This window comes from Sulfuriflexus sp. (assembly GCF_032250955.1).
Lineage (GTDB): Bacteria > Pseudomonadota > Gammaproteobacteria > AKS1 > AKS1 > Sulfuriflexus.
The window spans coordinates 1-12,906 of record NZ_JAVVES010000067.1; the positions used below are offsets into that span (position 1 = coordinate 1).

Consider the following 12,906-nt stretch of genomic DNA (forward strand, 5'->3'; position numbering starts at 1 on the left):
TCCAATTTCCAGAAAACTATCTCTATTGCTCCAAATTCGCTATATTTTTACCCACTAATTTTTCCGAAGAGCCTATTATTCTAGTAGTGTCCCTGAAGTTATTTGGCCATTATATCAATCTTAAGTTCCGCCCAGATATCATCAATACGTCCTTTTACCGCCTCATCCATGACGATAGGCCGGCCCCACTCGCGCGTGGTTTCGCCGGGCCACTTGTTGGTGGCGTCGAAGCCCATCTTGGAGCCTAGACCGGACACGGGTGAGGCAAAGTCGAGGTAGTCAATCGGGGTATTGTCGATAATGGTGGTGTCGCGCGCCGGGTCCATACGCGTCGTCATGGCCCAGATGACATCGTTCCAATCGCGCACGTTAACGTCATCATCGGTGACGATCACGAATTTTGTATACATGAACTGGCGCAGAAACGACCAGACACCGAGCATGACGCGCTTGGCGTGGCCGGGGTATTGTTTCTTCATGCTCACGCAGGCCATGCGATAGGAGCAGCCCTCCGGCGGCAGGTAGAAGTCGGTGATCTCCGGAAACTGCTTTTGCAGGATGGGTACAAAGACCTCGTTCAGGGCGACGCCGAGTACGGCCGGTTCATCGGGCGGCCGGCCGGTATAGGTGCTGTGGTAGATCGGGTCCTGGCGATGAGTAATGCGGTCGATGGTGAAGACCGGGAAGCTGTCGACCTCGTTGTAATAGCCGGTGTGGTCGCCGAATGGCCCCTCTTCGGCCATGTCATCCGGGTGAATGTGGCCTTCCAGCACGAATTCGGCGCTCGCCGGGACCTGCAGCCCGGAGCCGATGCATTTGACGACCTCGGTCTTGCCGCCGCGCAGCAGGCCGGCGAAGGCATATTCGGAGAGGCTGTCCGGCACCGGGGTGACCGCCCCGAGGATGGTCGCCGGATCGGCGCCGAGGGCGACGGCGATCGGGAACGGCTCGCCGGGGTGTTTGGTCTGCCAGTCGCGCAGGTCGAGTGCGCCGCCACGGTGTGCCAGCCAGCGCATGATGACCCGGTTTCTGCCGATCACCTGCTGACGATAGATACCGAGATTCTGGCGTTCCTTGTCCGGGCCCTTCGTGACTACGAGCCCCCAGGTGATCAACGGGCCGGCATCGCCCGGCCAGCAGGTCTGGATCGGCAGTTGCGAGAGATCGACGTCCTCGCCCTCGATGACTTCTGCCTGGCAGGCGCCCTTGCCCAGAACCTTTGGTGACATGTTCAGCACCTGCTTGAAGACAGGCAGCTTGCTAAACGCGTCTTTCATGCCCTTGGGCGGCTCGGGCTCCTTGAGCATGGCCAGCAGCTTGCCGACTTCGCGCAGGGCGCTGACCGATTCCTCGCCCATGCCGAGGGCGACGCGCTCGGGGGTACCGAACAGGTTGCCAAGCACCGGGATGCTTGAGCCTTTTGGATTTTCAAACAACAGGGCCGGGCCGGCGGCGCGCAGGGTGCGGTCACAGATCTCGGTCATCTCGAGATGCGGGTCAATCTCCTGCGTGATGCGCACAAGCTCACCGCGTGCCTCAAGCAGGCGGATAAAGTCGCGGAGGTCTTTATATTTCATAGACACTTAAATACGGAAGCCGCCGTGGCGTCGCAGATTCCGCCAGTCCAGCCACTTCATGCCAGCAACGAAGCCGATAACGATTAGCATAAGGATACCGATCCAGAGCCAGGTCATCTTGATCTGGATGCCGCCGTCTTTGACTACCCCGGCTGGCTGTGCGGGTGGCAAGGCCAGCGCATCTCGAACGCGTTTGAGGGTGGCCAGCAGGTTGCGATTTTCGGCCAGCAGGCGCTCACTGTCAGCATTGAATGCCTGCAAGGTATCGTCGTCGGCAGGCGGTGCTGACTGCTGCAGCTTTGCGACTTGTTGCTTTAGCGCGGCGATATTGGTATTGGCCGCGGCGAGCTTTTTCTTTTCATCACCGAGCTGGTTGCGCAGGCGGTCGAGCTGGACGCCGAGCTCCTTGCGTTGCCGACTGAGCTCCTCGATTTCATCGGCGCTGTTATCGGCACGTTTGAGTTTTTCCATCTGTTCTTGCACGGCACGTAATTCGGCCTGGGCAAGGGCCAGTTGTTCATTCGCCTGCTGCTGCTTGTCAGTGAGTTCGAGCACCACCAGCTGTGCCGGCTTGTGTTCGATCATGTAGGCTTTCTCGATCCAGCCAGTGGAACCGTCAGGGCCGCGTACCTTGACGAAATTATCCAGGCGGTCGAGAAGCTCCAGCGGTGTACCGGTAGGCAGGGTGGTTAACAACGTGCTCTCGACGTTGGCCTGTTCGTAAACACCGACCAGGACCTTGTCCGTGATGTAATAGGTTTGCGCCTGCGCTGTCAGTGCTGGCAGCAGCGCACTAAAAAAGGCAACCCATTTTATTCTTTTCATGCCTTACCCCGACTTGTTATTTATTTTATTTTAAGCAGCGATACCGGTATGGCGTAGCAAGGCATCAATGTCCGGTTCACGCCCACGGAATTCAACAAACAGATCCATGGCCTCACGTGAGCCGCCCTGTTCGAGGACACTGTGCAGGAAGCGCAAGCCGGTATCGCGGTCAAAGATACCGCTTTCTTCAAAGGCAGAAAAGGCATCACTGGATAATACCTCCGCCCACTTGTAACTGTAATAACCGGCGGCATAGCCACCGGCGAAGATATGCGTGAAGCTGTTCGCAAAGCTGTTGTATTCCGGCGGGGAAAATACGGCCACCTGTTCACGCACCTCGTTCAGCAGTTTGTCGATATCGGTTTCGACCTCGGTGCTGTACTCGAGGTGGAGGCGGAAATCGAACAGGGAAAACTCGAGCTGGCGCACCATCTGCATACCGGACTGGAAGTTCTTCGCTGCATTCATGCGGTTGAACAGGTCCTCCGGCATGATCTCACCGGTCTGGTAGTGGCGGGCAAACAGGTTGAGCGCCTCGCGCTGCCAGCACCAGTTCTCCATGAACTGGCTGGGCAGCTCCACGGCATCCCATTCGACGCCGTTGATCCCGGCGACGCCGGCATAGTCTATGCGGGTCAGCATGTGTTGCAGGCCATGGCCGAACTCATGGAAGAGGGTAATGACTTCATCATGGGTGAACAGCGCCGGGTTATCGCCAACCGGCGGCGAGAAGTTGCAGGTCAGGTAGGCAACCGGTGTCTGCACGCCGGCCTCGTGACGGCGGCGCACGATGCACTCGTCCATCCAGGCCCCGCCGCGCTTCTTGTTACGCGCGTACAGGTCAAGGTAAAACTGGCCACGGAGTTCATTCTGGCTGTCGTAAATTTCGAAAAAGCGGACATCCTGGTGCCAGGTATCGACATCGTGACGTTCACTGACCTGCATGCCATAGAGCTTGTTGATAACAATAAACAGCCCTTCGAGGGCGCGGTCTTCCGGGAAGTAGGGTTTCACCTCTTCCTGGGTAATGGCGTAACGCTGCTGACGCAGTTTTTCACTGTGGTAAGCGATGTCCCAGGCATTCAGCCGGTCGACGCCGAATTCGGCCTTGGCAAATTCCTGCAGTTCAGAAAATTCCGCGCGCGCCATGCTAACCGAGCGTTCGGCGAGGTCATTGAGAAAGCCGAGGACGGCATCGGGGTTGCTTGCCATCTTGGTGGCCAGGGAGCGTTCGGCGTAATTTTTGTAACCGAGTAGTTGCGCGACCTGGTGGCGGCGCTTGAGGATCTTCTGCATGTTCGCGGCGTTATCCCACTTGCCGGCATTTGGGCCGTGCGCGGAGGCGCGCGTGACGTAGGCCTGGTACATCTCTTCACGCAGTGCTGCATCATCGGCATAGGTCATGATGGGATAATAGGACGGGAACTCGAGCGTAAATAACCAGCCGGCCTTGCCGGCTTGCCTGGCATTCTGGCGCGCCAGGGCGATGGCGGATTCCGGCAGCCCGGCCAGTTGCGCCTCGCTCTCGATATATTTTTCCCAGCCGTGGGTGGCATCGAGGACGTTTTCTTCAAACTTTGAGGTCAGGGTCGAGAGTTCCTGCTTCAGTTTTTTGAAGCGGGCCTTGTCGGCGTCGTCAAGCGCGATGCCGGAAAGATGAAAATCACGCAACGCGTTGTCGATGATCTTTTGCCGCGCGGTATCGAGCCGGCTGTATTCCTCACTGCCGGCGAGCTGCTGGTAGGCACGGAACAGCGCCTCGTTCTGGCCCATCTCGGTGCCGTATTCGCTCAGCTTCGGCAGGCACTTGTTATAGGCCTCGCGCAGGGCATCCGAGTTCATCACCGAGTTCAGGTGACTGACAGGCGACCAGGTGCGGCTGAGTTGTTCTTCCATTGCCTCGATCGGCGCGGCCAGGTTGTCCCAGGTGTAAACGGCGTTCGCGGCGAGCAGATCGTTGATGCGCCGGCGGTTCTCGGCCAGCAGCTGATCAATGGCCGGTTCGACATGTTCGGGTTTGATTTGCGAGAACGGCGGCAGACCTTTCATTTCGAGCAGGGGATTGGGCATACGAACAAAGAATCCTTTAATTTGCGGTGAACACAAGTTGGCGGCAGCAAGCGCCGTTTAATTAATCTATTATGCACACCTTATATATAGCCGTCAGCAGGAATTACAAGCATGGACAACAACCATACAGAGGAGCAGGGCTTTTACAACCTCGGCCCGGACACGATTCTCGACGCGGTAGAGCTCTTTGGCCTGTGGCCGAACGGCAGCATGCTGGCGCTGAACAGTTACGAAAATCGGGTTTATCGCCTGGGCATCGAGGAAGCGGCACCTGTGGTGGTGAAGTTTTACCGCCCCGGCCGCTGGTCGGACGAGGCCATTCTCGAGGAGCACGCCTTTGCCCTCGAACTGGCCGAGGCCGAGGTGCCCGTCGTCGCCCCGCTCCGTGATGACAATGGCGAGACGCTGTTCCACCATGCCGGGCACCGTTTTACTGTCTTCCCCTGCCAGGGCGGGCGCATGCCGGAATTGAGCGGCGGCAAGGATTACGAGATCCTGGGGCGCTTTATCGGCCGGATTCATGCGATTGGCCGCATCCGGCCTTTCCGGCACCGGCCGACGATCACGATAGAGAGTTATGGTCACGAATCGTACCAGTTTCTGCTCGAAAAGGGCTTTTTGCCAGCGGAGCTGAACCTCGCCTATCGCAGCCTGGTTGAGGATATCCTGCCGGTGATCGAGGCCTGTTTCCAACGGGCCGGCGAGGTTGACCAGATTCGCCTGCACGGTGACTGCCACCCGAGCAATGTGCTGTGGACGGAGACCGGTCCGCACTTTGTCGATCTTGATGACTGCCGGACTGGGCCGGCCATTCAGGACCTGTGGATGCTTTTGAATGGTTCACGCGCCGAGATGACCATGCAGATCGGTGATTTACTCGAGGGTTATACGGAGTTCTGCGATTTCAATCCGCGCGAATTGCACCTCGTCGAGGCGTTGCGCACCCTGCGCATGCTGTATTACTCGGCATGGCTGGGGCGCCGCTGGGAAGACCCGGCGTTCCCGCGGAATTTTCCCTGGTTCAACAGCCAGCAATACTGGGAGCAACAGATCCTCGCCTTGCGTGAACAGTTCGCCCTGCTCGATGAGCCGCGGCTGGTGTGGGATTAACGCTGCTGGCCGGACTAGCTGATGGCGTTGGCCAGCCAGATCAGGGCAAACATCAAGGTCACGAGAATGATGACGGCCTTGCCTACATTACCGAGTGCTTTGGAATCGCCTGCCTGTAACATCATGCCAATTTCTCCTTATCTTCTGTGTATGGAAATCGGGATCATGCTAGCGCGACCGCCCGTGGAAAAAATTGATTTTGATCAATATCACCTGTGGTTCACAAGGTTATTATATGCCAATATAACAATATATTAGTCAGCTTGCTAGAATCACCCTTCTTCACGACACAGCAAAACAGGTACAACAAATGAGCAAACAATATGATCTTATTGCCATCGGCGGCGGTTCCGGTGGTCTGTCGGCAGCGGAGCGGGCGGCGAAGTACGGCGCGAAATGCGCGGTGATTGAAAGCGGACCGATGGGCGGCACCTGCGTCAACGTCGGTTGCGTGCCGAAAAAGGTCATGTGGTATGCAGGCATGCTCGCGCATGCCGTGGAAGACGCGCAGGGTTATGGTTTCGCCGCGCAGAGTGGCGCGCTGGACTGGGGCCGGCTGGTCGAGGGCCGCGAGGGGTATATCCAGGGCATTAATGACTGGTATCACACCTTCCTGGCCGACTCGAACATCGATGAGATTGTAGGCACCGCCCGCTTTATCGATGCGCATACGGTCGAGGTGAACGGGGAACAGTACACGGCCGAGCATATTGTCATCGCGCCGGGCACACGGCCGAGTGTGCCGGCCATGCCGGGTGCCGAACTGGGGATTACCTCGGACGGCTTCTTTGCCCTCAAGGAGCAACCGAAACGCATGGCCGTTGTCGGCTCCGGCTATATCGCCGTTGAGATCGCCGGCCTGATGCGCGCACTTGGTACCGAGGTCAGCCTGATCATCCGGCGTGAACATGTGCTCGGGAACTTTGACCCGATGCTGCGCGAAGTGTTGATGGAGGAGATGGTGAATGCCGGCATCAACATCATGTCGAGCATGGAGATCGAACAGGTCGAGAAGGCCGACGACGGCAGCCTGACCCTGAGTTGCAGTGGCGGCCATACCCTGACCGGTTTCGATAGCGTGCTGTGGGCCATCGGCCGTGAACCGAATATTGGCGACCTGAACCTGGCCGTGACCGGCGTGGAGATTGACAAGGCCGGTTATATCCCGACCGACGAGTTTCAGAATACCAATGTGGCCGGTGTCTACGCGGTCGGTGATGTGACCGGCCGCGCGGCCCTGACCCCGGTCGCGATCGGGGCGGCGCGGCGGCTTGCGGATCGCGTGTTTAATCATCAGTCTGATCGCAGGCTCGATTATACAAACATCCCCACTGTGGTCTTCAGCCACCCACCGATCGGCACCGTGGGTCTGAGTGAAGATGAGGCCCGCGCCGAACACGGCGACGCCGTGAAGGTCTACACGTCACGCTTTACGCCGATGTACCATGCCCTGACCGAACACAAGACGCAGACCGCGCTCAAGCTTGTCTGTGTCGGCGCACAGGAAAAGGTGGTGGGTATTCACATCATTGGTCTCGGTGCCGATGAAATGCTGCAGGGCTTTGCCGTAGCGCTGCGCATGGGTGCGACCAAGCAGGATCTCGATGACACGGTCGCGATTCACCCGAGCAGTGCCGAAGAACTCGTGACCATGCGCTAGGCACGGGATGCCCATGACAATACGCGACTTTGAAAAACATCGCCCGCAGATCGCGGCCAGCGCCTTTATCGACGAAACAGCCGTGGTTATCGGTGATGTCGAGATTGGCGATGACGTTTCGGTGTGGCCGACGAGCGTGGTCCGCGGCGATGTAAACAGCATCCGCATTGGTGCCAAAACCAATATCCAGGACGGTTCGGTGCTGCATGTGACGCACGACAGCGAACATGCTCCCGGTGGCTATCCGCTGCATATTGGCGAGGGCGTCACTGTCGGGCACCGGGTCATCCTGCATGCCTGCACGATTGGGGATTATTGCCTGGTTGGCATGGGAGCGACCGTCCTCGACGGCGCCATTCTCGAAGACAAGGTCATGCTCGGCGCCAACAGCCTGGTCTCACCGGGCAAGGTGCTGGAGGGCGGCAATCTTTACCTGGGCAGCCCGGCGCGGAAGGTGCGCCGACTCAGGGACAGTGAACTCGCCTGGCTGGAATACTCCGCAGCCCATTACGTGGTACTGAAAAACCGCTACCAGGCGGGGTGAAATAGCCGGTTTGCTGCCGGTTTGTCCGGAAAACCGGACCATTGGTCAACATTTAAATTGCTTTCCCGATCCGTCATGGCAATATGAAAAAATAACAATGGAGGCAAGCCATGGAAATCTATATCGGCAATATCCCCGACGATGTCGATGATTACGATTTACGCAAGTTCTTTCAGGTCACGGGTGAGCAGGCCAGTTTCAGGATAATCAATCGTGAAGGTGACCACGACAAGGCGCGGCGTTATGGCCTGGTCACTCTTGAGCTGGAAGGTCTGGGGCGGCAGCTTATCAAGCGTTTCAATGGCATGCTGTTTAGAGACCGGCGTATCTCGGTCAGGCCGTTTACCCATCGTAATTACAGCAATGAACGCCGCGCACTGAACTGGCGTGAGCAGGACTGGGACAAGACAGAGCGTCGAATGCAGGATCGTCGTGGCGTACTGATACCGGGACGGCGTATCGCCAGCGAAGGCAAGGCGGTATTTACGCTAGGCTGATTCGCGCAGTAGTTGAATCACCGTGGCCGTCTCCGGTTGCACGCCCCGCCAGAGGTAGAATGATTCGGCCGCCTGCTCGACCAGCATCCCCAGGCCATCCAGTGACTGGCTGGCGCCGTGCTCGTTGCCCCAGCGCACAAAGGCGGTCGGCTCGTCGCTATACATCATGTCGTAACAGACACCACCCCTGACCAGTACGCTCTCCGGAATTGCCGGCACCTCGCCCTTCAGGCTGGCGGCGGTGCCGTTGATAATCAGATCAAACGTCTCACCGGCCAGCAACTCGAAGCCGCCACCGGTGACATTGCCGGCATCGGCAAATTTTCCTGCCAGCATCGCGGCCTTTTCGGCAGTCCGGTTGGCAATCACCAGCTGCGCCGGGTTTTCCATGAGCAGGGGCAGGAGTACACCCTGTACCGCCCCGCCGGCACCGAGGACGAGCAGGCGCTTGCCCTGCAGGGACAGGCCATGATTATGCGTCAGGTCACGGACCAGTCCCGCGCCATCGGTGTTGTCAGCAAAGATACTGCCATCCTTGTTCAAGACCAGCGTATTTGCCGCCTCGGCCTTGAGTGCGCGCTCGCTGTGCTGGTCGGCCAGGGCAAAGGCATCGGTCTTGAAGGGCACGGTGATGTTCAGGCCGCGTCCGCCGCGTAAACGAAAATCCGCGACGGCCTCGGCAAGCTTGCCGGTCTCGACCAGGATGGCCGTGTAGTCCAGGTCCTGTTGTGTCTGGGATGCGAACGCCGCGTGGATACGCGGCGATTTACTGTGGGCGACGGGGTTGCCCATGACGGCATAGTGATCGGTCATGGTCAGGTGAAGATGCCCTTCAGGGTATAGAAGAACAGGATGGAAAGAACGGCCCCGGCGGGCAGGGTAACAATCCAGGAGAGGAAGATGGCGCGCACGACATTCATGTTCAGGGCATCCATGCCGCGGGCCAGCCCGACACCGAGAATACCGCCGACCAGTGTATGCGTGGTGGAGATCGGCAGGCCGGTGCCGGAGGCAATCACCACGGTCACTGCCGCCGCCAGGGTCGCGGCAAAACCGCGGCTTGGCGTCAGCTGGGTAATACCTGTACCGACAGTGGCGATGACCTTGTGACCATAGGTGATCAGACCGATGATGATGCCGGTGCCACCGAGAAGCAGTATCCAGACCGGCAATGCTGATTTCTGTGCAACCGCGCCATTGTTTTCAACAATACTGACCACGGCGGCAAGCGGGCCGACGGCATTGGCGACATCGTTGGAGCCGTGCGCGAAGGCCATGGCACAGGCGGTAAAGATCATCAGGACGCTGAAGATCTTCTCAACATTGGTAAAGTGGAAGTCCCGGTCTGCCGCGGGGTCAAAGCGAAGGCGGCGTATGGCGATGATGCCGATAACCATGGAAAGGAAACCGATTACGAGCGCGATAGTATAGTTTTGCAGGGTACTGAATTCGAGGCCGATGTGCTTGAGACCTTTGAACATGGTCACCAGGGCGATAACGAAACCCACCAGGAAGATATAGAACGGCACATACCGCCTGGCGTTCTGCAACGGCTCATCGGTATTCAGGATCAGGCGCTGCACGCTGACGAACAACCAGTAGCCGATAATGCCAGCCATGGCGGGAGAGATGATCCAGCTCATGGCGATCTTGCCGACCTTGCCCCACTGCACGGCGTCGATGCCGATACCGACGGCAGCGAAGCCGACGATCGCCCCTACAATCGAGTGAGTGGTGGAGACCGGCCAGCCGGCGCGGGAGGCAATCAGTAACCAGATGCCGGCAGCAAGCAGTGAGGCCAGCATGCCGAAGATCAGGAGTTCGGGCTGCCCTGCCAGCAGGTTGGCATCGAGCATGCCTTTGCGGATGGTGGAGGTAACCTGACCACCGGCAAGGTAGGCGCCGGCAAATTCAAAAATAGCGGCGATAATAATCGCCTGCTTGATGGTGACCGCCTTGGAGCCAACCGAGGTGCCCATGGCGTTGGCGACGTCGTTGGCACCGACACCCCAGGCCATAAAGAAGCCAAAGGCACAGGCCAGGGCAATAAAGGTAATACCGAATTCTAAAGTCACGTTTAACCCCTTTACTAGCGTGCGAGCATCAATTCAAAACGACTACCGACACGCTGTGCCAGATCCGCGAGGTCACCAACCCAGTCGATGACCTTGTAGAGGAACATCACCTCAACAGGATCCATTTCTTTTTCTTTGGCAAAGACGGCTGAACGGATCTTGACCTGTATTTTGTCGGTTTCACTTTCGATGGCATCAAGCTTTTTGATCATGGATTCCAGCAGCGATAATTCCTTGCCGCCAAAGCCGGTTTCCATGAGTTCATCGAGTTCGTTAATAGCCGTCTGGGCCTGGGCCGAGGCCTCAATACAGCGGCCGACATATTCCATAAAGGCGTCATGGAGGGCTTCAGGGAGGACGATCTTGCGGCCGATAATCAGGCCGGCTATGTCCTTGGCCTTGTTGGCGATCTTGTCCTGCATGGTCAGGACCTCAAGCAGGTCACGACGGGAAACCGGCATGAACAGGCTCTTGGGCAGGTGCATGCGTAATTCGCGTTTGAGCTTGTCGGCCTGGCCCTCGAGCCTGGCGATTTTTTTCTGTTGTGTACGGGCCTTTTTCCAGTCTTCCTGTATGACGGCCTCGAAGAACGGCACGAGTTCAGCGATGCATTCCTGCACGCTGGCCATATGGGTTTGCAAGGGTTTGACTGGAGAGCTTCCGAACAGACTGGAGATCGTTGATCTGGCCATGGTGGGTGTCCTCTGGGTACCGCTTTTCGGTACTGGTTCCCGGCACTGCTATCAGTGCCAGCGTTAATATCAGGGCTTCTATTTTGGCGCGCAGTATAGCGACTGCGATCCTCATTGCAAACAGTTTATGACATTTTTATGAAGGCAATGCCGGGGCGTATAGGCCTCAGGCCTCGCGCAGCCACTGTGCGGCTCGTTTGGCAAAATAGGTGAGGATGCCATCGGCACCGGCGCGCTTGCAGGCGAGCAGGGACTCCATGGCCACGGCACGCTCATCGAGCCAGCCGTTTTGGGCGGCGGCCATGTGCATGGCGTATTCGCCACTGACCTGGTAGACATAGGTTGGTGCACCAAATTGATCCTTCACCCGACGAACGATATCCAGGTAGGGCATACCGGGTTTAATCATGATCATGTCGGCACCTTCGTCGAGGTCGAGACCCACCTCCCATAATGCCTCATCGGAATTGGCCGGGTCCATCTGGTAACTGAACTTGTTACCCGTCCCCAGGCTGGCGGCCGAACCGACAGCGTCACGGAACGGGCCGTAATAGCTGGAGGCATACTTGGCGGAATAGGCGAGGATACGGGTGTGGATATGATTTTCGGCCTCGAGCGCCTCGCGGATCCGGCCGACCCGGCCGTCCATCATGTCAGAGGGGGCCACCACATCCGCGCCGGCGTCGGCATGGGAGAGGGCCTGTTGCACGAGGACATCAACGGTCTCGTCGTTGAGGACGTAACCACTGGCATCAATCAGGCCATCCTGCCCGTGCGTGGTGAAGGGGTCGAGGGCCACGTCGGTAATGACGCCCAGTTCGGGGTACTTCTCCTTGAGGGCGCGCACGGCCCGTTGTGCCAGGCCTTCCGGGTTGTAGGCCTCGCGGGCATCCTCGGACTTCGCCTCCGGTGGCGTGACTGGAAACAGGGCCACGGCCGGGATGCCGAGGGCAACGAGCTCAGCGGCTTCTTTCAGAAGCTCGTCGATACTGAGCCGCTCGATGCCGGGCATGCTGGCGACCGGTTCGCGCTGCCCTTCGCCTTCGAGGACGAACATAGGATAGATGAGGTCATCGACCGTGAGCGTGTTTTCGCGCATGAGGCGGCGTGAAAAATCATCGCGCCGCATACGCCGCATACGTGCCTGTGGAAAACGGCCATGGCCGGTATCAGGTGTGCTCACTGTGATCCCCTTCTTTTGAGTTATCAGGGGATCGTACCCGAGACGGGTATTTAGTCAAACATGGTTGTCTAGCGGAACTGGTGCATGACCAGGGGTTGCAGGAGCAGGGCGATGAATATCGAGGTGGAGACCTCGCGAAGCAGGGGCAGATCGACAGCCATGAGCCATGTCAGCGCCTGGTTGCCGAGCAGTAGGAGGGCAATAAGGAAAGCAATTTTGATGAGCATGGTAGCGGCTCCACATAGAGATAAGGACAACACTATTATCTTCTCTAAAGTACACCGGACGGCGGGCACTACTTGGCACTTCCCCTGCGACTGCGGTCACAAAACGAATAAATACCAATAACCATAAAGGCTTACGGAAAATGGCCATTTCCAGGTTGATCGCCAATAGCCTGCCCCGCTGACCCTGATTTGTGCAGCCGGGGCCTGTTTCCAGCCAGGACAGACTGGTCTCGGCGGGCTGGCCCGGTATGCGGTCATGCCGTTACCGGGCTTTGCCGTCTGGTGAATTCTTGTCACCGGCTCGTCGCGGGCTGGCCTGAAATGAGAGGCAAGCGGCATGCTCTGGTGCTAGACTTATTTATAGGAAAACACTGCTGTCCCGTTAACATAAGCCTGACAATCGGTAAGTTTCGGATAAATAGGGTAAACAGGTTGATAGATGCGCA

12 protein-coding genes are annotated in these 12,906 nt (G+C 58.0%); 4 read left to right on the plus strand and 8 right to left on the minus strand.

Annotated features, from left to right (window positions below):
- Window positions 1-98: 98 nt before the first annotated feature.
- Genes ubiD through prlC form a run of 3 tightly spaced genes read right to left on the minus strand, consistent with a single transcriptional unit; the run spans window position 99 to window position 4,472 of the window.
- The gene (gene ubiD, locus RQ738_RS11310; protein WP_314165320.1) at window positions 99-1,577 is read right to left on the minus strand and encodes a 4-hydroxy-3-polyprenylbenzoate decarboxylase; all 1,479 of its coding nucleotides are present in this window, start codon (window positions 1,575-1,577) and stop codon (window positions 99-101) included.
- 6 nt (window positions 1,578-1,583) lie between these two features.
- On the minus strand, window positions 1,584-2,402 hold the full coding sequence (locus RQ738_RS11315; protein ID WP_314165322.1) for a TIGR04211 family SH3 domain-containing protein: 819 nt from the start codon (window positions 2,400-2,402) through the stop codon (window positions 1,584-1,586).
- A gap of 30 nt (window positions 2,403-2,432) precedes the next feature.
- The gene (prlC, locus tag RQ738_RS11320; RefSeq protein ID WP_314165323.1) at window positions 2,433-4,472 is read right to left on the minus strand and encodes an oligopeptidase A; all 2,040 of its coding nucleotides are present in this window, start codon (window positions 4,470-4,472) and stop codon (window positions 2,433-2,435) included.
- A 111-nt stretch (window positions 4,473-4,583) separates the two neighbouring features.
- Between prlC and RQ738_RS11325 the strand changes: the two genes are divergently transcribed.
- From RQ738_RS11325 to RQ738_RS11340, 4 genes are all read left to right on the plus strand, one after another.
- Window positions 4,584-5,582 carry a serine/threonine protein kinase gene (locus RQ738_RS11325; RefSeq protein WP_314165324.1) on the plus strand — a complete coding sequence of 333 codons (999 nt, stop codon included), beginning with the start codon at window positions 4,584-4,586 and terminating at the stop codon, window positions 5,580-5,582.
- A 310-nt stretch (window positions 5,583-5,892) separates the two neighbouring features.
- Window positions 5,893-7,242 (plus strand): glutathione-disulfide reductase, encoded by a 1,350-nt coding sequence (gene gorA / locus RQ738_RS11330; RefSeq protein ID WP_314165325.1) that lies wholly within the window; start codon window positions 5,893-5,895, stop codon window positions 7,240-7,242.
- A gap of 7 nt (window positions 7,243-7,249) precedes the next feature.
- Window positions 7,250-7,786: a gamma carbonic anhydrase family protein gene (locus tag RQ738_RS11335; protein WP_409929547.1), complete on the plus strand. Its 537-nt coding sequence runs from the start codon at window positions 7,250-7,252 to the stop codon at window positions 7,784-7,786.
- A 110-nt stretch (window positions 7,787-7,896) separates the two neighbouring features.
- Window positions 7,897-8,283: an RNA-binding protein gene (locus RQ738_RS11340; protein WP_314165327.1), complete on the plus strand. Its 387-nt coding sequence runs from the start codon at window positions 7,897-7,899 to the stop codon at window positions 8,281-8,283.
- On the opposite strand, the gene aroE is transcribed toward RQ738_RS11340, so the two are convergent.
- From aroE to RQ738_RS11365, 5 genes are all read right to left on the minus strand, one after another.
- Window positions 8,275-9,096: a shikimate dehydrogenase gene (gene aroE, locus RQ738_RS11345; RefSeq protein ID WP_314165328.1), complete on the minus strand. Its 822-nt coding sequence runs from the start codon at window positions 9,094-9,096 to the stop codon at window positions 8,275-8,277. The genes RQ738_RS11340 and aroE overlap by 9 nt on opposite strands.
- Window positions 9,097-9,098: 2 nt before the next feature.
- A complete protein-coding gene (locus RQ738_RS11350) occupies window positions 9,099-10,301 on the minus strand; it encodes an anion permease (protein WP_314165333.1) in 1,203 nt (400 codons plus the stop codon).
- 71 nt (window positions 10,302-10,372) lie between these two features.
- Entirely contained in the window at window positions 10,373-11,050 is a 678-nt protein-coding gene (locus RQ738_RS11355) for a TIGR00153 family protein (RefSeq protein ID WP_314165330.1), read from the minus strand.
- Between the two features lie 166 nt (window positions 11,051-11,216).
- A complete protein-coding gene (gene hemB / locus RQ738_RS11360; protein WP_314165331.1) occupies window positions 11,217-12,233 on the minus strand; it encodes a porphobilinogen synthase in 1,017 nt (338 codons plus the stop codon).
- Window positions 12,234-12,301: 68 nt separating this feature from the next.
- A complete protein-coding gene (locus tag RQ738_RS11365; RefSeq protein WP_314165332.1) occupies window positions 12,302-12,460 on the minus strand; it encodes a hypothetical protein in 159 nt (52 codons plus the stop codon).
- Window positions 12,461-12,906: the final 446 nt, after the last annotated feature.

What these genes read in the sequence shown, in the direction of transcription:
- gorA (WP_314165325.1), top strand. Translation starts at nt 5,893, where the DNA reads ATGAGCAAACAATATGATCTTATTGCCATCGGCGGCGGTTCCGGTGGT.
- aroE (WP_314165328.1), bottom strand. Translation starts at nt 9,096, where the DNA reads ATGACCGATCACTATGCCGTCATGGGCAACCCCGTCGCCCACAGTAAA.
- RQ738_RS11335 (WP_409929547.1), top strand. Translation starts at nt 7,250, where the DNA reads ATGCCCATGACAATACGCGACTTTGAAAAACATCGCCCGCAGATCGCG.
- RQ738_RS11340 (WP_314165327.1), top strand. Translation starts at nt 7,897, where the DNA reads ATGGAAATCTATATCGGCAATATCCCCGACGATGTCGATGATTACGAT.
- RQ738_RS11355 (WP_314165330.1), bottom strand. Translation starts at nt 11,050, where the DNA reads ATGGCCAGATCAACGATCTCCAGTCTGTTCGGAAGCTCTCCAGTCAAA.
- RQ738_RS11325 (WP_314165324.1), top strand. Translation starts at nt 4,584, where the DNA reads ATGGACAACAACCATACAGAGGAGCAGGGCTTTTACAACCTCGGCCCG.
- ubiD (WP_314165320.1), bottom strand. Translation starts at nt 1,577, where the DNA reads ATGAAATATAAAGACCTCCGCGACTTTATCCGCCTGCTTGAGGCACGC.
- RQ738_RS11350 (WP_314165333.1), bottom strand. Translation starts at nt 10,301, where the DNA reads ATGGCCTGGGGTGTCGGTGCCAACGACGTCGCCAACGCCATGGGCACC.
- RQ738_RS11365 (WP_314165332.1), bottom strand. Translation starts at nt 12,460, where the DNA reads ATGCTCATCAAAATTGCTTTCCTTATTGCCCTCCTACTGCTCGGCAAC.
- RQ738_RS11315 (WP_314165322.1), bottom strand. Translation starts at nt 2,402, where the DNA reads ATGAAAAGAATAAAATGGGTTGCCTTTTTTAGTGCGCTGCTGCCAGCA.
- prlC (WP_314165323.1), bottom strand. Translation starts at nt 4,472, where the DNA reads ATGCCCAATCCCCTGCTCGAAATGAAAGGTCTGCCGCCGTTCTCGCAA.